Genomic DNA, 15,889 nt, shown 5'->3' on the forward strand with positions numbered 1-15,889 from the left:
TTGACTCCGCAAGGCCGGGGTGGGAATGCGCGGCTTGTCCACCAAATGTCGGTCTTCCGCCAGATGATTGGCTGAGAGACGAGGAAGAAAACATGGCGCAAAATATCTACGACCAGCCGGAGTTCTTCGCGGGCTACAGCCAGCTTGGCCGGTCGATCGAAGGCCTGGACGGTGCCGCCGAATGGCCGGCGCTGCGCGCGATGCTCCCTGAAGTCGGCGGCCTGCGGATCGTCGACCTCGGCTGCGGTTTCGGCTGGTTCTGCCGCTGGGCGCATGAGCACGGAGCGAGCCACGTCCTTGGGCTAGACCTGTCGGAGAAGATGCTGGCCCGGGCAAGAGCCGTCGGCCCGGACACCGGCATCGCCTATGAGCGGGCCGACCTCGACCATCTCAGCCTGCCGCCAGGCGGATTCGATCTCGTCTACAGCTCGCTTGCCCTGCACTATGTGGAGGATGTGGCGCGCCTGTTCAGCATGGTGCACCAGGCCTTGTCGCCCGGCGGGCATTTCGTCTTCTCCACCGAACATCCGATCTACATGGCCCCGACCAGGCCCGGCTGGGTGATCGACGCCGAGGGCCGCAGGACATGGCCTGTCGATCGCTATCTGGTGGAAGGTCCGCGCGAAACAGACTGGCTGGCCAAGGGCGTGGTGAAACACCACCGCACCATCGGCACGACGCTCAACGCGCTGATCAAGTCCGGCTTCACGATCGGGCATGTCGAGGAATTCCGGCCCACGGATGCGCAGGTCGCGGCCAGGCCCGAACTGGCCGAAGAACTCGAGCGGCCGATGTTCCTGCTGGTCTCGGCGCGTCGATAGGGTCGATAGGATAGTCGAAAGGACAAGGCGCTGCTGGCCAGACGCGCCATGTCTGGATTTGCTGTCGCTCCGCTGAAGATTCTGAGCTATTCAGGCGGCGACGCACTTTCCCTCCAGACCAGTCCCTCCCATGTCAGGCCTGCTTCTCGATCCGTGGTTCTATGCGGCCGCCGTTCCGGCGGTCATCCTGGTCGGCCTGTCCAAGGGCGGTTTCGGCGGCGCTGTCGGTTTCGTCGGCGTGCCGCTGATGGCGCTGACCATTCCGCCGGTGCAAGCGGCCGCCATCCTGCTGCCAATCCTGTGCCTGATGGACATTGTCTCGGTGTGGACGTGGTGGGGCGTCTACGACCGCAAGATGCTGGTCGATATGATGCCGGGCGCCGTCATCGGCATCGGGCTCGGCTGGCTGACGGCCGCGCTCGTCACCGAGGAGGCGGTGCGGCTCATCATCGGCGCCGTCGCCATCATCTTCGTGCTGCGCTGGCTTTACCTGCAGTTCCGCCACGGCTCCGACCATGCCGCCGAACCCAACCGCGTGGCCGCCGCGATCTGGGGCACGGTCGCCGGTTTCACCAGCTTCGTCGCCCATGTCGGTGGCCCGCCTTTCCAAGTCTATGCGCTGCCGATCCGCCTCGACCCGAAGGTGCTGTCGGGCACGGCCGCGATCTTCTTTGCCGCGACCAATGCGTTGAAGCTCATCCCCTACTTCGCGCTCGGCCAGTTCGACACCGCCAATCTGACGGCATCCGCCGTGCTGATGCCCCTGGCGCCGCTGTCGACCATCGCCGGCGCCTGGCTGGTGCGGCGCATGCGGCCGGAGATATTCTATCCCTTCACCTACGCGACCGTGGCCGTCGTGGCGGTCAAGCTGCTGTGGGACGGCCTCGCAGGCCTGATGTAGCAGGCGAGGCGGCCGCTCTCACCGTCAAGGGGTCAGGCGGCGCTGGGCACGAGGCGACGGTTGCCGCCAAGGGCCAGCATGGCGCCGACTGCCATGACAAGCGCCATGCCGGCGAGGATGCCGATGTCATGCGTGGTCGGCTTGAGCACCATGTCGGCGACGATCACCAGCATCACCGCATAGTCAAATCGCGCCGCGCTCATCATGCGCTGGCCGATGGCAAGCACGGCCGGCGTGACGCCGTCCCTGGCGATCATCGCGCCCATGCGCTCGCCGGTCGGCTTGAAGATGAACATGCCGATCGAGAAGGTCGTGGCGTAGCCGACCAGGCCGATGATGACCCACAGGTCGGAAAAGCCGACCCAGAAGCCGCACATGATGACGCCGAAGATCAGGGTGAGCATCGACATCGGCGCGAAGAAACACCCGCCCAACCGCCCGCTGGCACGCATCGCCTGAAGCTTGTCCTCGACATGACCGGCGCGCTCGGCAAGCACGCCGAGCAGGAACAGCACGAAGCCGCCTCCGACCCACAAGATGGCCGAGACGATGTGGAGAAATTTGACGATCGAATACCAGTCCATCGGTTGCTCCTGGGGTATTTCTGGTGGTTTTCGCGGCGGAGCGGATATCCGCCAGCCGTCAGAGGAGCGGGCGTTTAGCGTGGCGCCTGTTTCGGAACGATGTCGCGAAGAGACAGCTTTTGTTTCGGCGGTTTTCGGCCGGCACCGGTTCTCGACATAGGCCGATGCGCGGCTTCATTTTCTGCTATCGTGGGAAGTGCGGGAAGGGGCGGCGCGACATCGTCCAGAAACATTGCCGATGCTAGTGCGCCGAGCCGGAAGCCCGGTGGCGACGGAAATCGCCTGACGATCAACCCATTCCCGAAAACGGGAAAAGGCATTTCGAGGGGACAAGCATGCAAGGGGTAGCACGGAATTTCTTCACGCTGGCCATCATCTATTCGTTGTGCGGGATGGCGCTCGGCATTCACATGGCCATCAGCGAAGACCACGGCCAGATGCCGACCCACGCCCATACGATGGTGGCCGGCTGGCTGATGTCGGCGGTCTTCGCCTTCTTCTACCATCTGTTTCCGGCTGTCGCGCAAAAGACGATCGCCGTCGTTCACTTCTGGCTGACGGCAATCAGCGGGATCGGGCTCATGATCGGCCTCTACATCCTGCTTGCCGGCAATCCGGCGATCGAGCCGCTGCTGGGGATCGCTTCGATCGGCTTCTATGCAGGCATGCTCCTGTTTGCCTTCATCTCCTTGCCGGTGGTCTGGAAGAAGGCCTGAGCAGAGCCGGATGCGGACTTCCGGCCTGTGCTGTTACGGCACAGGAACCGGGTGTTCGATCAAAAAACTTAGGGGCCGTTAAAGGTTCATTAAGCTTTACAGGCGTTTACTATGCGTATCCAGTGATCTGGATTCTTACCGAGTGGTTGGAGCCACTTTGTTTGACGCCTCCCTGTTAAACTCCTGAGAGCCGCCTTATCCGCGGCTCTTTTTTTGTCCGCATTCCGGCGGTACCCCGCGCGGCGGATGGCTGTTAACCTTCTGTTAAACATGTGCTTGCCTTCACCCCCGGCGAAGCGCATTTTCAAGCTTCAGTTATATAGGGTGCCGGGTGTATCGGCAGTGAACCGAATCGGCCGGTCGCAAGTGCAGGGGCGTATCAATGAACGAGCCTTCGAAGGGCAGCGCGAAAACCGTGAAGCTGGCGGAACGCCGGGTTTTTTCGCACTCCTTCAAACCGCTTTACCAGGAAGGCATGGGACTGGTCGAACAGGCGGCGGAATATCTTGATGGGAAGGGCCGCGCCGAGGCCAAGAAACTGTCGCGGCTGGCGGCCACGCTCTACGCGGCCGAATCGATGCGGCTGACCACCAGGCTGATGCAGGTCGCCTCCTGGTTGCTTTTGCAGCGCGCGGCGAATTCGGGTGAAATGACCCGGGACCAGGTCGCGTCGGAAAAGTCCAAGGTCCGCCTCGATACCGCTTCCGCGCATGACGAAGCCGCCGGCTGGGCCGAACTGCCCGAGGATTTCCTCGACCTCGTCAGCCGCTCGCTTCGCCTGCAGGCACTGGTGCGCCGCATGGATGACGAAATCTACGGCGACGGCGCCGTGGTCGACATGCAGCCGTTGAGCCGCCGGCCCAATCCGGTTTCGGATCAGATCAGCCTGCTCAATACGGCGTTCGCCCGCAACTAGGCGACTTCGGAAATTTTCCGGCTCGACAGGCCGCTGTTTCCGGTTTGTTCACATTTCGCTGGCATCGCTGTCCGCCCAGGGGGTAAAGTCACCGGATGGGGGACGCGATTCGCATCATTGGCATCGATCCGGGGCTCAGGCGCACCGGCTGGGGCATCGTCGAGAGCCTCGGCAATTCGTTGCGCTTCGTTGCCTCGGGCACCGTGCGCTCCGAGGACAAGGCGGCGCTGGCGACGCGGCTTTGCCAATTGCATGACGGGCTCGCCGAAGTCCTGCATGCGGCCATGCCGCATGAGGCGGCCGTCGAACAGACCTTCGTCAACAAGGATGCCGTGGCGACGCTGAAGCTTGGCCAGGCACGCGGCATCGCCATGCTGGTGCCGGCGCGGGCCGGCCTCGTCGTCGCCGAATACGCGCCCAATGCGGTCAAGAAGGCCGTGATCGGCGTCGGCCATGGCGACAAGAAGCAGATCCACATGATGGTGAAGGTGCTGCTGCCGAAGGCGACCTTCGATACAGAACATGCCGCCGACGCGCTGGCCATCGCGATCTGCCACGCGCATCACCGGCAGAGCGCCGCCTATCGGATGGCGCTTGCGTCATGAGAGGCTGCTGGAAATGATCGGCAAGCTCAAGGGCACGCTGGATGAGATCGACGAGGATCATTGCCTCGTCGATGTGCACGGCGTCGGGTACGTCGCCTATTGTTCGGCGCGCACGCTGGCCGCCCTGCCTTCGCCCGGCGAGGCGGTGGTGCTGTTCATCGAGACCTATGTGCGCGAGGACATGATCCGGCTTTACGGCTTCCAGTCGGCGCTCGAGCGCGAATGGTTCCGGCTGTTGATGAGCAATGTGCAAGGCGTCGGTGCCAAGGTGGCGCTGGCCATCCTGTCGACATTGGCGCCGGCCGACCTCGCCAATGCGATCGCGCTGCGCGACATCGCCATGGTTTCGCGCGCCCCAGGCGTCGGCAAGAAGGTGGCCGAGCGCATCGTCACCGAGTTGAAGAACAAGGCGCCGGCCTATGCGGGTTCGGCCTCCGGGACCATCGGCCTGAAGCAGGAGCTCGGCGAAGGCGTGGCAGCCGCGCCGATCACCGACGCGGTCTCGGCACTGGTCAATCTCGGCTATTCGCGCGACACCGCGGCCAATGCGGTTGCCGCGGCGTTGAAGACGGCGGGCGAGGACGCGGATGCCTCGAAGCTGATCCGCTTCGGGCTGAAGGAATTGGCGCGGTGAGGGCTCGCTTGCCCGGTCCTCTGCCTTATGCGAGGAAGGCAGCATGAGCCTGTCGCCCCGTCTCATTGCTCCGGAAAAACGCGGCGAGGACGCCGACCAGACCTTGCGGCCGCAAACGCTTGCCGACTTTGTCGGCCAGGCGGCGGTGCGGGCCAATCTCAAGGTCTTCATCGAGGCCGCCAAGGGCCGCAACGAGGCGCTTGACCACGTGCTGTTCGTCGGGCCGCCGGGGCTGGGCAAGACGACGCTGGCACAGATCATGGCGCGCGAACTCGGCGTCAATTTCCGTTCGACCTCCGGCCCGGTCATCGCCAAGGCCGGCGATCTTGCCGCGCTGCTTACCAATCTCGAGGAAGGCGACGTGCTGTTCATCGACGAGATCCACCGGCTGAACCCGGCGGTGGAGGAAATCCTCTATCCGGCGATGGAGGATTTCCAGCTCGACCTGATCATCGGCGAGGGCCCGGCGGCGCGTTCGGTCAAGATCGACCTTGCCCGTTTCACCTTGGTCGCCGCCACCACGCGGCTTGGCCTGCTCACCAATCCTCTGCGCGACCGGTTCGGCATTCCGGTGCGGCTCAATTTCTACACGGTCGAGGAGCTGGAGCAGATCGTGCGGCGCGGCGCGCGCATCCTGCAGATGCCGCTCGGTGACGATGGCGCGCTGGAGATCGCGCGGCGCGCGCGCGGCACGCCGCGTATCGCCGGACGGCTGTTGCGCCGCGTGCGCGATTTCGCCTCGGTCGCCGGCGACGGTCATGTCGACCGCCTGATCGCCGACGAGGCGCTGACACGGCTGGAGGTCGACGCGCTCGGGCTCGACGCGCTCGACCGCCGCTACCTCTCCATGATCGCCCGCAATTTCGGCGGTGGACCGGTCGGCATCGAGACGATCGCGGCCGGCCTGTCGGAGCCGCGCGACGCCATCGAGGACATCATCGAGCCCTATCTGATCCAGCAGGGCTTCATCCAGCGCACGCCGCGCGGCCGCATGCTGACGGCCAATGCATGGCGCCATCTCGGTCTCGATGCGCCGAAGGACCTGGCGCAGCAGCAGATCAACCTGTTCCAGGAAGAGTAGGTACGCAGGCGCTGGTTCCCGGACCAGTGATCAAGCATGCGTGAATGCGCAAAATCTGCTCGCCTTTGCCGATTTGCCGGCGCAATCGTGGATTTTATCGGCACTGTCTCGCGGCATGCCGCCGCGATCCATGTGCCGGAGCCACTGAATGATAAGCAGACGCGGGTTCCTGCGCTTCATCGGCGGGTCTTTCCTGACGGCTGTCGCGCTTGGCGCCTACGCGGCCGGCATCGAGCCGATGCTGCTGGCGCATGTGAAGCGCTACGCGCTGACGCCGCCGCACTGGCCTGATGGCCTGAAGCTGCGGGTCGTGGCATTTGCCGACATCCATGCCTGCCGGCCCTGGATGACGCAGGAACGAATTGCCTCGCTCGTTGACGATGCGAACGCGTTACAGCCCGACCTGATCTTGCTGCTTGGCGACTATATTGCGGGCATGCCGCTGGTGACGGGGCCGGTTACGCCGTCGCAATGGGCGTCCGCGCTGTCGGGCCTCAAGGCGCCGCTCGGCGTGCTGTCGATCCTTGGCAATCACGATTGGTGGAGCGATGGCTTCGCGCAGCGCGCCGGAGCCGGGCCGATCATAGCACGCAAGGCCTTGGAGAAAGTCGGCATCCCGGTGCTGGAGAACGATGTCGTGCGCCTGGAGAAGGATGGTCATGGCGTCTGGATCGCCGGTCTGGCCGACCAGCTGGCGTTGTTGCCGGCCAGGAGGGGCGACCCGTGCAAGGGGCTCGACGATCTCGACGGCACGCTGGCCAAGGTCGGTGACAGCGCGCCGATCATCCTGCTCGCCCATGAGCCTGATATTTTTCCGACCGTGCCATGGCGCGTTTCGCTGACCCTGTCGGGCCATACCCATGGCGGGCAGGTGCGGCTGTTCGGCTATTCGCCCGTCGTGCCGTCGCGTTTCGGCAATCGCTACGCCTATGGTCATGTTGTCGAGAACGACCGCAATCTGATCGTCTCGGGTGGGCTCGGCTTCAGCATCCTGCCGGTGCGTTTCGGCATGAGGCCGGAAATCCTGCAGATCGACCTCGGTTGATTTGAATACAGCTCTTTGTTTCCCGGAACTGCTCTAGTGAAGTGACCGGATCACGTCGATCACGTCCGGCTCGGCCTTGTCGCCGTTGAAGGCGTCGACGATGCCGAAGGCGCCACCATAACTCCACACCGACCATGAGAAACCATGCGCCTCGGCGCGCGCGATCATGTCCTTGACATAGGCGGCGCGGTATTCGGCCGGCATCACATAGGCATTGCCGTATTCCTGGCGGATCATGCCGAACTCGCCCAGGGTGATGTTTTCCGGCTTGATGCCGTTGGCCTTGGCCCACGCCTCGACCTTGTTGAATGGCGCGTCCATCAGGCCAACCAGCTTGGCGGGACTGTCCATGCTCGCGACCTGCTCGTCGAGATAGGCAAGCAGGCCGCTCCGCCGCGTCCACGGCGCCTCGGCCTTGATGCGGGCGCGGATCGTGTCCAGCGTCACGTCGAGCCGCGCCTTGGGCACCGACGTCAGCGGATAGGGCAGGCCGGTCACATAGGGGATGAAGTCGCCGGCCCAGGTCGCGCCCTGATGGGTGAGCAGGAATGGATCATAGGAATGGAAGGTCCAGATGACGTTGTCGTCAGGGATCGCCTTGGGATCGATCTTCTCCAGCGACGAGGCGGCGGAATAGCAGGCGCCGGTCAGAACCAGGGTCAGCTTCGTCGCCGACGATCGCGCCGCGGCGAACAATTTCCGTTGGCGGTCCGGCCAGAGGCTGGTGCCCGCGCTGTCACAGTCGACGATCGGTTCGTTCATCAGCTCGAAGGCAACCTTTTCAGGGTCCTCCCCGGCCAGGGTGCGTGCCATCGTGCGTATCGTGTCGACGTAGCTGTCGAAAGTCCGCGGATCGTCCATCACCTGCGCCATGCCGATCTTGCGGCTGCCGCCGGCCGGGATCAGGTGCATGTCGACGATCACCTTGAGGCCGGCGCGGTTGATCATGCGCACCGAGTCCAGCACGCTGGCGTAGAGGTCGTCGCGCAGCGCCGTTGTCTGGTCGGACAGGAAAGGCGAGGGGTCGACCGGCATGCGCAGGAAATCGAAGCCCGCTTCCTTCAGCGCCTTGAGGTCATCCTCCTGAAGGAATTTGCGCCATTCCGGATAAGGCAGTATGGCCTTGGCATCTCTCCACCGGTCCTCGCCGGGCCAGGTGACCCATTGGTCGAGGTTGAGGCCGCGCTTCATCGAGAAGGTCGCGGCCTGGCCGGGCACCGCCAAGGCCGACAGCATCAGCAGCACCGCCATCAAACTCTTGATCATCGCCGTCAACAGTGCCATCCGATGTCAGATCAGGATGACGTTTGGTTGAAACCGTCTTCCTGATCTATTTCTTTCTGGAGCATGGTCTCTGGACAGACAGAAAACCGTTTGCCCGAGGTCACGCGCGGAACTGGTGCCTCGCCGCGACTGAAAAAGGAAGCGCAATGGGCGATCATGGTGAATCAGTGACGCTGCTGGCCGGCCTTTCCGGCGCGCTGACGGCGTTTGGCCACCGGCTGATGGCGCGGGTCTACTATGCCGACACCGATTTCTCGGGTGTCGTCTATCACGCGCGCTATCTCGAATTCCTCGAGCGCGGCCGCTCCGATTATCTCAGGCTCACCGGCGTGCATCACACGGAACTCGCCGACGGCAAGCATGGCGAGAAGATCGTCTGGGTGGTGCGCCGCATGGAGATCGACTTCCGCGTCCCCGCCCGCATCGACGACATCTTGACCATCGACACCCGCACCGACGCCATTTCCGGCGCGCGCATCTTCATGGCGCAGCAGCTCAAGCGCGGCGACGAGGTGCTGGTCGAAGCCAGGGTCGAGGCGGCGATCATCGGCGAGAATGGCCGGCCGCGGCGCTTTCCCAAGGAATGGGTGGCAGCGTTCATGCCAAGGTCTCGTGCTTCAGCTGATTGAAATAGTATGACAGTGTCATACCTTGTGCTACAAGGGTAACACAAGGAAGGCAGTAGCCATGAGAACCAGCAAACCCATAAGCGTGACGCTCGGACGCCAGCAGAGCAGCCTCGACGCCCGCTTGGCGTCGGGGGCGTACGAGTCCGCCAGCGAAGTCATGCGTGCCGCGCTTCGCGCCCTTGACCGCGAGGAGCAGGTCATCATCGCCATCATGCGAGCCAAGGTGCAGGAAGCTCTGGACGATTCGCGCCCGGATATCCCGGCCGAGGATGTGTTCAAGGCATTGCGCCAGCACCATGCGGACCGCATGAAGGTCGCCAAGCGTGAGGCATAAGGTCGTTTTCAGACCCTCGACGCGTTCCGACCTCTTTGCCATTTACAACTATATCGAAAAGGAAAGCGGTGCCGCGCGTGCCGGTGGCTACATCGATCGCATCGAGGCGGCGTGCATGGCGCTATCCACGTTCCCGGAACGTGGCATCGTTCGCGATGCCATCGGATCCGGAATCCGTGTCGTCGGCTTTTAACGGCGCGCGTCGATCCTCTTCCGGGTCCACGAAGAGCGGGTTCTCATCCTGCGTATCCTTTATGGCGGGCAGGATTACCCCACCCACGTGGACGAAACGGACTCCTAGCCTGCGGAAGTGCGTCGGCTCCGCCGCTGGGCGCGGCAATGCGCCGCGCCTTATTCACTAACCCATCCTTAACCATAACGGTTCATGAAGAGATTGGTGAAGATCGGCGCAATCCGGCGCCTTCCTTTCACCAATATTTGCCCTGAAAAGGCCGACAACGGCACGGTTTGGGGTGTCCGGTAGCTGCGTGCGAACCGACCACAAGGGATGCCATGGGCCAGCCGCCAGCTTCGCCCGGAAAATCTTAAGGACGTAACGATGGAAAATATCGCACTCGCCGATCCGGGCGCGCAATTGTCGATTTGGTCGCTGTTCATGCAGGCCAGCTGGGTGGTCAAGCTGGTCATGATCGGGCTGCTTTGCGCCTCGGTCTGGACCTGGGCGATCATCATCGACAAGCTGGTTGCCTATGGCCGCATGCGGCTGGCGCTGAACCGCTTCGAGCAGGTCTTCTGGTCCGGGCAATCGCTGGAGGAGCTCTACCGCACGCTCGCCGACCGCAAGACGTCAGGCATGGGCGCCATTTTCGTCGCCGCCATGCGCGAATGGAAGAAGAGCTTCGAGAAGGGCGCCAAGACGCCGCTCGGCCTGCAGACCCGCATCGACAAGGCGATGGACCTGGCTCTGACCCGCGAGATGGAGAAGCTGGAGGGGCGCCTCGGCTTCCTCGCCACCACCGGTTCGGCCGCCCCCTTCATCGGCCTGTTCGGCACCGTGATCGGCATCATGACCTCGTTCCAGGCCATTGCCGGCTCCAAGAACACCAGCCTCGCGGTTGTCGCGCCCGGCATCGCCGAGGCGTTGCTGGCGACGGCGATCGGCCTGCTCGCAGCCATCCCGGCCGTCATTGCCTACAACAAGCTGTCATCCGATGCGAGCAAGCTCGCGGTGCGCATGGAAGGGTTCTCCGACGAGTTCTCCGCCATACTCTCGCGCCAAATCGATGAAAAAGTCGCGCCGAAGGCCTGAGGAGTAACTAATGGGTATGTCCGTAGGCATGTCGGGACGCGGCGGGCGCGGCCACAGGCGGCGCGGCCGCCACCATGGGCTGATGTCGGAGATCAACGTCACGCCGATGGTGGACGTCATGCTGGTGCTGTTGATCATCTTCATGGTCGCGGCGCCGATGCTCACGGTCGGCGTGCCGATCGACCTGCCCGACACACAGGCCAAGGCCATGAATGCCGACACGCAGCCGATCACCGTCTCGATCAATGCCGCCGGCCAGATCTATCTCCAGGAAACCGAGATCCCGATCGAGGACCTGGTGGCCAAGCTGCAGGCGATCTCCAAGACCGGCTATGAGGAACGCATCTTCATCCGTGGCGACAAGGCCACCGACTATGGCACGGCGATGAAGGTGATGGCCCGTATTTCGGCTGCCGGCTACAAGAATATCGGCCTGGTTTCGCTGCAGGAACAGGATCAATAGACGCGAGATGAAGACCGGCCTCACCACATCGGTGATACTGCATACGGCGGTGCTGGCCTTCGGCCTGTTCACCCTGTCGGCGCCGGCCGCGCTGCCGTCCGCCGACGTGGAGTCGGTAGCGGTCGACATCGTGCCGATGGAAGCCATTGCGCAGACCTTGCAGGGCGACAAGAAGGCCGTGATGCATGAAAAGCCGGCGCCGCTGCCGACGCAGCGTCCCGACATCGTGCCGGCCGCCCAGAAGGTTGGCGAAAACAGCGTCGACACCGACAAGCCGATAACGCCGGAGGCCAAGCCGAAGCCCGTCGACACGACCTCGGCTCCGCCGCCCGCGCCGACGCCGAAGGAAATCCCGAAGACCGAGGACGTGCCGAAGCCGCAGGAAAAGCCCAAACCCACTCCGGCGACGGAGGTGGCGCCGGCGCCGCAGCCCAAGGAAGAAGTGAAGCCCGAGCCGGTCAAGCAGACGGAGCCCAAGCCGACGCCGGCCAAGCCGGCACCGACCCCGCCGCCGCAGGACAAGACCGCGGCAATAGATCCGACCCCCGTGGTCAAGCCGGATGCCGTCGCCGAGGCCATAGCCAAGGATCCGCCTACCGAAGAGACGCAATTGCCGAGCTCGGCCCCGGCGCCGGAAGCGCGGCCGAAGCCGCAGCCGGCACCGGCTGAAAGCGCCAAGGCGCCAGATCGCAAGAATGCCGACAAGCCGGTCAAGGAAGCGTCGTCGAAACCGAAATCCGACGACAAGCAGTTCAACGCCAACGAGATCTCCGCCCTGCTCGACAAGCAGAAGCCTTCCGGCGGCGGCGCCAAGCGCTCGACGCAACAGGCGTCGCTGGGCGGCGACAAGGATCAAGGCCAGAAGCTGTCGAAGTCGGAGCAGGGCGCGCTGGAAAGCCAGTTGGGCGGTTGCTGGACATTGCCGGTCGGGCTGGAAGGCTCGGAGAATTTCGTCGTCGTCGTGCGCTTCAACCTGGACAACTCGGGCAAGCTCGACGGTCGCCCATCGGTCGAAAAGTCGAGCGGCAACCGGCAGTTCGATGAAAGCGCGGTTCGCGCGGTTCAGAAATGCGACGTGGCCGGCCTGCAGGTTCCCGCCGGCAAGCAGGACATCTGGAACGACATCCGCGTCACGTTCGATCCAAGGGAGATGCTGGGCCTCTAGGCCCTGACATCCGAAAAAATCAGTATGAGAAGCGAGAAGACATGAAATCAATCCTCAAGCCGCTCCTGATGATAGCAGCCATGGCCATGGGCATGACGGCTGCCGGCACGCTGCCGGCGCTGGCGCTCGTCGAGCTCAACGTCAACAAGGGCAATGTCGAGCCGCTGCCGATCGCGATCACCGATTTCCAGGGCGGCGATGCGCTTGGCGCGCAGATTTCCCAGATCGTCACCGCCGACCTGAAGCGCTCCGGCCTGTTCGCGCCGATCGACAAGAGCGCCTTTATCGAGAAGATCACCAATCCGGATGCCGCACCCCGCTTCGACGACTGGAAGGTGATCAACGCGCAGGCGCTGGTCACCGGCAGCGTCAGCAAGGAAGCCGACGGCCGTATTCGCGCCCAGTACCGGCTTTGGGACACTTTTGCCGGCCAACAGATGGCGGGCGAGCAGTTCTTCGCCAATGACGCCAATCAGCGGCGCGTCGCCCACATCATCGCCGACGCCATCTACGAGCGGCTGACCGGCGAGAAGGGGTATTTCGACACGCGTGTGGTGTTCATCGACGAGTCCGGCGCCAAGAACGCGCGCAAGAAGCGCCTCGCCATCATGGACCAGGACGGCGCCAATGTCCGCTATCTCTCCGACGGCCGGTCGATCGTGCTGACGCCGCGTTTCTCGCCGAACCGGCAGGAAATCACCTATATGTCGTACGAAAGCGGCCAGCCGCGCGTCTATCTCCTGCAGATCGAGACCGGACAGCGCGAACTGGTAGGCAATTTCCCCGGCATGACGTTTGCGCCGCGCTTCTCGCCCGACGGCCAGAAGGTGATCATGAGCCTGCTGCGCGACGACGGCAATTCCAACATCTTCGCCATGGACCTGCGCAGCCGCTCGACGACGCGGCTGACCAACTCGACCGCCATCGACACCTCGCCCTCCTATTCGCCCGACGGCAGCAAGGTGGTGTTCACCTCCGACCGTGGCGGCCGCGCGCAGATCTATGTCATGGGCGCCGACGGCTCGGGCCAGACCCGCATTTCCTTCGGCGATGGCGTCTACTCGACGCCGGTGTGGTCGCCGCGCGGCGATCTCATCGCCTTCACCAAGCAGACCGGCGGCGAATTCCAGATCGGTGTCATGAAGACCGACGGTTCGGGCGAGCGCATCCTGTCGTCCGGCTTCCAGCAGGAAGGGCCGACCTGGGCGCCGAATGGCCGCGTCTTGATGTTCTTCCGCGACGCCAATGGCGGACCGAAACTGGTTTCGGTCGATCTTACCGGCCGCAACGAACAGCCCATCCCGACCGCGAACTTCGCGTCCGACCCGGCCTGGTCGCCGCTGCTGGAATAAGAGTCGGCTGAATTGCCACATGATGGAAGGGGCCGTTTCGGCCCCTTTTCCACGTATTGGTCGCGTTTTGGCCGCATTTCCGCCTAGGCTCCGCGCCAACTGTGGCCCGGATCAAACAGGTTGCGGACGGGCAGCTAAACCAATTTTTAACCGTGTTTCTTGAATGCCGGTTAACCCAAACGTGGTTACTGGGTGATCAACGAAATCACTCGAATACGATCACTCGCAATACGAAGGAGAGGCGGCATGGGCCGTATCGCAGCACTTACCACAAACCCGGTCATGATCGCGCTGGTGGCGATGCTCGCCATCACCGGTTGCGCCTCGAAGAAGACCCCGAACAACGCGGCAGACCTTGGCCTCAACGGTGCCGGCGCGGCAACGCCAGGTTCCGCGCAGGACTTCACCGTCAATATCGGCGACCGCATCTTCTTCGATACGGACTCGACCTCGATCAGGGCTGACGCACAGCAGACGCTTTCGCGCCAGGCGCAGTGGCTGAACAAGTACAAGCAGTACGCCATCGTCGTCGAAGGCCATGCCGACGAACGAGGCACGCGCGAATACAATCTGGCGCTCGGTGCCCGCCGCGCTGCCGCTACCCGCGACTTCCTGGTCTCCAAGGGTGTGGCTTCCAGCCGCCTGAAGACCATTTCCTACGGCAAGGAGCGTCCTGTCGCTGTCTGCGATGACATCTCCTGCTGGTCGCAGAACCGCCGCGCGGTCACCACGCTCAGCGGCGCCGGCTCCTGAGTCGGATACATCCGATCGGCGCGTTGCGAGATGCGCCGTCGAGCGACAAAAATACAACACACCCTTGCGAAAGGCGGCCCTCGGGTCGCCTTTTTCATGTCTAGACACCTGAAACAAAATTTGGCCGAAGTCTCGGGCCCTGCTATGAGCCGAGGGCGCTTGGCTGGTCCCACTCTGGTTGGAAGGCGCGAAAAGACTAACGACACACGGCGAGAGGCACATGCATTTGAGATCGGTTCTGAGCGGCACGCTTGCGCTGCTGCTCCTATCAGGCGTCACCGCCCCGGCTAGTGGCCTGGGGGCCAGCGGCACCGGGCAATCAACCGACAGCGGCTTTTCCTTCCATCTGCCCAGCATCGAGCTGCCCAGCCTTTTCGGTGAAAAGAAGAAGCCGGATCAGGTCCAGATGGTGCAGTCCGATCCTACTGCCGTCACCAGCCTGCAAGACCAGCTGCGGCAGATGAACGGAAAGATCGAGGAACTCAATTTCCAGGTCCTGCAGATGCAGGAGCAAATCCGCAAGCAGCAGGAAGACAACGAGTTCCGCTTCCAGCAGCTGGAAGGCGGCTCGCAGGGCGGACAGGCACCGGCGGCACCAAAGAAGAAGTCCGACGCCACCACCGACACCAACACCGACGTGGCTGCGGCCCCAGCAACCCAAGCGCCGGCTGATGCCGGCGCCGCCACCGGCAGCGATCAGTCGAGCGGCGGCAAGACGGTTGAGGATGTCATCGTCGAATCACCCGATGGCGATCCCGGCAAGGTGATCCCCGGCACGGGAGCGCCGGAAAAAACCTTTGGCTCCATCACCGTCGACAAGAACGGCAACGTGATCGATGCCGGTGGCAGCACACAGGCAACCGCCCCGGCGCAAGACACCGCCCCGGCCACCGGCGCACCGGCCAAGGCCGGCAAGTCCGGCGGCACGGTGGTTGCCGCACTGCCTTCGACCAAAGACCCGGAAGAACTCTACCGCAATTCCTACCAGTTCATCCTGTCGGGCGACTACAGCACCGCCGAACAGGGTTTTCGCGATCATATTTCCCGCTTCCCCCGCGATGCGAAGACGGCGGACGCGCATTACTGGCTGGGTGAATCGCTGCTTGGCCAGCAGAAATACCGCGACGCGGCCGAGGTGTTCCTCGCCGCCAGCAAGGACTATCCCAAGGCCAAGAAGGCACCCGACATGCTTTTGAAGCTCGGCGTGTCGCTGGTCGGCCTCAAGCAGCACGATGTCGCCTGCGCCACCTTCAGCGAGGTCGGCAAGCGCTACCCCGATATTTCCAATGCGCTCAAGGAACGGGTCAAGCAGGAGAAGGCCCTGGCTGCTTGCTGA

19 protein-coding genes are annotated in these 15,889 nt (G+C 63.5%); 17 read left to right on the forward strand and 2 right to left on the reverse strand.

Annotated features, from left to right (window positions below):
- The first annotated feature begins 92 nt into the window (after window positions 1-92).
- Together EB815_RS06995 and EB815_RS07000 are read left to right on the forward strand one after the other, a co-directional pair.
- Window positions 93-821 (forward strand): class I SAM-dependent methyltransferase, encoded by a 729-nt coding sequence (locus EB815_RS06995; protein ID WP_056575410.1) that lies wholly within the window; start codon window positions 93-95, stop codon window positions 819-821.
- Window positions 822-951: 130 nt separating this feature from the next.
- Window positions 952-1,722, forward strand: coding sequence for a sulfite exporter TauE/SafE family protein (locus EB815_RS07000; protein ID WP_056575411.1), 771 nt, complete (start codon window positions 952-954; stop codon window positions 1,720-1,722).
- A gap of 32 nt (window positions 1,723-1,754) precedes the next feature.
- On the opposite strand, the gene EB815_RS07005 is transcribed toward EB815_RS07000, so the two are convergent.
- On the reverse strand, window positions 1,755-2,306 hold the full coding sequence (locus EB815_RS07005; RefSeq protein WP_056575412.1) for a DUF2269 family protein: 552 nt from the start codon (window positions 2,304-2,306) through the stop codon (window positions 1,755-1,757).
- 335 nt (window positions 2,307-2,641) lie between these two features.
- On the opposite strand from EB815_RS07005, the gene EB815_RS07010 reads away from it, so the two are divergent.
- The 6 genes from EB815_RS07010 to EB815_RS07035 all read left to right on the forward strand — a co-directional run bounded on the left by EB815_RS07010 (window position 2,642) and on the right by EB815_RS07035 (window position 7,303).
- Window positions 2,642-3,022 carry a hypothetical protein gene (locus EB815_RS07010; protein WP_056575414.1) on the forward strand — a complete coding sequence of 127 codons (381 nt, stop codon included), beginning with the start codon at window positions 2,642-2,644 and terminating at the stop codon, window positions 3,020-3,022.
- A gap of 382 nt (window positions 3,023-3,404) precedes the next feature.
- Window positions 3,405-3,938, forward strand: coding sequence for a DUF1465 family protein (locus EB815_RS07015; RefSeq protein WP_056575417.1), 534 nt, complete (start codon window positions 3,405-3,407; stop codon window positions 3,936-3,938).
- A 95-nt stretch (window positions 3,939-4,033) separates the two neighbouring features.
- Window positions 4,034-4,543, forward strand: a complete 510-nt coding sequence (ruvC, locus tag EB815_RS07020; protein WP_056575418.1) for a crossover junction endodeoxyribonuclease RuvC — start codon at window positions 4,034-4,036, stop codon at window positions 4,541-4,543.
- Between the two features lie 13 nt (window positions 4,544-4,556).
- A complete protein-coding gene (gene ruvA, locus EB815_RS07025; protein ID WP_056575421.1) occupies window positions 4,557-5,177 on the forward strand; it encodes a Holliday junction branch migration protein RuvA in 621 nt (206 codons plus the stop codon).
- A gap of 43 nt (window positions 5,178-5,220) precedes the next feature.
- A complete protein-coding gene (gene ruvB / locus EB815_RS07030; protein WP_010912034.1) occupies window positions 5,221-6,258 on the forward strand; it encodes a Holliday junction branch migration DNA helicase RuvB in 1,038 nt (345 codons plus the stop codon).
- Window positions 6,259-6,406: 148 nt separating this feature from the next.
- Window positions 6,407-7,303, forward strand: a complete 897-nt coding sequence (locus tag EB815_RS07035; protein ID WP_056575424.1) for a metallophosphoesterase — start codon at window positions 6,407-6,409, stop codon at window positions 7,301-7,303.
- A 33-nt stretch (window positions 7,304-7,336) separates the two neighbouring features.
- Here EB815_RS07035 and EB815_RS07040 read toward each other — a convergent pair whose 3' ends face one another.
- Window positions 7,337-8,587 carry a glycoside hydrolase family 5 protein gene (locus EB815_RS07040; RefSeq protein WP_056575427.1) on the reverse strand — a complete coding sequence of 417 codons (1,251 nt, stop codon included), beginning with the start codon at window positions 8,585-8,587 and terminating at the stop codon, window positions 7,337-7,339.
- A 146-nt stretch (window positions 8,588-8,733) separates the two neighbouring features.
- Here EB815_RS07040 and ybgC point away from each other — a divergent pair, with 146 nt between their 5' ends.
- The 9 genes from ybgC (at window position 8,734) to ybgF (ending at window position 15,889) form a co-directional block, all read left to right on the forward strand.
- Window positions 8,734-9,216, forward strand: a complete 483-nt coding sequence (ybgC, locus tag EB815_RS07045) for a tol-pal system-associated acyl-CoA thioesterase (RefSeq protein ID WP_056575430.1) — start codon at window positions 8,734-8,736, stop codon at window positions 9,214-9,216.
- Window positions 9,217-9,274: 58 nt separating this feature from the next.
- Window positions 9,275-9,550 (forward strand): type II toxin-antitoxin system ParD family antitoxin, encoded by a 276-nt coding sequence (locus EB815_RS07050; RefSeq protein ID WP_056575433.1) that lies wholly within the window; start codon window positions 9,275-9,277, stop codon window positions 9,548-9,550.
- Window positions 9,540-9,743 carry a type II toxin-antitoxin system RelE/ParE family toxin gene (locus EB815_RS07055; protein ID WP_245303370.1) on the forward strand — a complete coding sequence of 68 codons (204 nt, stop codon included), beginning with the start codon at window positions 9,540-9,542 and terminating at the stop codon, window positions 9,741-9,743. The genes EB815_RS07050 and EB815_RS07055 overlap by 11 nt, the downstream gene beginning before the upstream one ends.
- Before the next feature lie 366 nt (window positions 9,744-10,109).
- A complete protein-coding gene (gene tolQ, locus EB815_RS07060) occupies window positions 10,110-10,820 on the forward strand; it encodes a protein TolQ (protein ID WP_056575438.1) in 711 nt (236 codons plus the stop codon).
- A gap of 10 nt (window positions 10,821-10,830) precedes the next feature.
- A complete protein-coding gene (gene tolR / locus EB815_RS07065; protein ID WP_056575440.1) occupies window positions 10,831-11,283 on the forward strand; it encodes a protein TolR in 453 nt (150 codons plus the stop codon).
- A gap of 7 nt (window positions 11,284-11,290) precedes the next feature.
- A complete protein-coding gene (locus EB815_RS07070) occupies window positions 11,291-12,448 on the forward strand; it encodes an energy transducer TonB family protein (RefSeq protein ID WP_056575443.1) in 1,158 nt (385 codons plus the stop codon).
- A gap of 41 nt (window positions 12,449-12,489) precedes the next feature.
- The gene (gene tolB, locus EB815_RS07075; protein ID WP_056575446.1) at window positions 12,490-13,800 is read left to right on the forward strand and encodes a Tol-Pal system beta propeller repeat protein TolB; all 1,311 of its coding nucleotides are present in this window, start codon (window positions 12,490-12,492) and stop codon (window positions 13,798-13,800) included.
- Between the two features lie 246 nt (window positions 13,801-14,046).
- Window positions 14,047-14,553, forward strand: a complete 507-nt coding sequence (gene pal / locus EB815_RS07080; protein WP_056575449.1) for a peptidoglycan-associated lipoprotein Pal — start codon at window positions 14,047-14,049, stop codon at window positions 14,551-14,553.
- Window positions 14,554-14,773: 220 nt separating this feature from the next.
- Window positions 14,774-15,889 (forward strand): tol-pal system protein YbgF, encoded by a 1,116-nt coding sequence (ybgF, locus tag EB815_RS07085; protein ID WP_056575452.1) that lies wholly within the window; start codon window positions 14,774-14,776, stop codon window positions 15,887-15,889.

The sequence above is a fragment of the Mesorhizobium loti genome (assembly GCF_013170705.1).
Lineage (GTDB): Bacteria > Pseudomonadota > Alphaproteobacteria > Rhizobiales > Rhizobiaceae > Mesorhizobium > Mesorhizobium loti_D.

Excerpts from the sequence above, each read along its gene's own strand:
- ruvB (WP_010912034.1), top strand. The coding sequence starts at position 5,221 with ATGAGCCTGTCGCCCCGTCTCATTGCTCCGGAAAAACGCGGCGAGGAC.
- EB815_RS07040 (WP_056575427.1), bottom strand. The coding sequence starts at position 8,587 with ATGGCACTGTTGACGGCGATGATCAAGAGTTTGATGGCGGTGCTGCTG.
- EB815_RS06995 (WP_056575410.1), top strand. The coding sequence starts at position 93 with ATGGCGCAAAATATCTACGACCAGCCGGAGTTCTTCGCGGGCTACAGC.
- EB815_RS07010 (WP_056575414.1), top strand. The coding sequence starts at position 2,642 with ATGCAAGGGGTAGCACGGAATTTCTTCACGCTGGCCATCATCTATTCG.
- pal (WP_056575449.1), top strand. The coding sequence starts at position 14,047 with ATGGGCCGTATCGCAGCACTTACCACAAACCCGGTCATGATCGCGCTG.
- ruvA (WP_056575421.1), top strand. The coding sequence starts at position 4,557 with ATGATCGGCAAGCTCAAGGGCACGCTGGATGAGATCGACGAGGATCAT.
- tolR (WP_056575440.1), top strand. The coding sequence starts at position 10,831 with ATGGGTATGTCCGTAGGCATGTCGGGACGCGGCGGGCGCGGCCACAGG.
- tolB (WP_056575446.1), top strand. The coding sequence starts at position 12,490 with ATGAAATCAATCCTCAAGCCGCTCCTGATGATAGCAGCCATGGCCATG.
- tolQ (WP_056575438.1), top strand. The coding sequence starts at position 10,110 with ATGGAAAATATCGCACTCGCCGATCCGGGCGCGCAATTGTCGATTTGG.
- EB815_RS07070 (WP_056575443.1), top strand. The coding sequence starts at position 11,291 with ATGAAGACCGGCCTCACCACATCGGTGATACTGCATACGGCGGTGCTG.
- ruvC (WP_056575418.1), top strand. The coding sequence starts at position 4,034 with ATGGGGGACGCGATTCGCATCATTGGCATCGATCCGGGGCTCAGGCGC.
- EB815_RS07005 (WP_056575412.1), bottom strand. The coding sequence starts at position 2,306 with ATGGACTGGTATTCGATCGTCAAATTTCTCCACATCGTCTCGGCCATC.
- EB815_RS07050 (WP_056575433.1), top strand. The coding sequence starts at position 9,275 with ATGAGAACCAGCAAACCCATAAGCGTGACGCTCGGACGCCAGCAGAGC.
- ybgC (WP_056575430.1), top strand. The coding sequence starts at position 8,734 with ATGGGCGATCATGGTGAATCAGTGACGCTGCTGGCCGGCCTTTCCGGC.
- ybgF (WP_056575452.1), top strand. The coding sequence starts at position 14,774 with ATGCATTTGAGATCGGTTCTGAGCGGCACGCTTGCGCTGCTGCTCCTA.
- EB815_RS07000 (WP_056575411.1), top strand. The coding sequence starts at position 952 with ATGTCAGGCCTGCTTCTCGATCCGTGGTTCTATGCGGCCGCCGTTCCG.
- EB815_RS07015 (WP_056575417.1), top strand. The coding sequence starts at position 3,405 with ATGAACGAGCCTTCGAAGGGCAGCGCGAAAACCGTGAAGCTGGCGGAA.
- EB815_RS07035 (WP_056575424.1), top strand. The coding sequence starts at position 6,407 with ATGATAAGCAGACGCGGGTTCCTGCGCTTCATCGGCGGGTCTTTCCTG.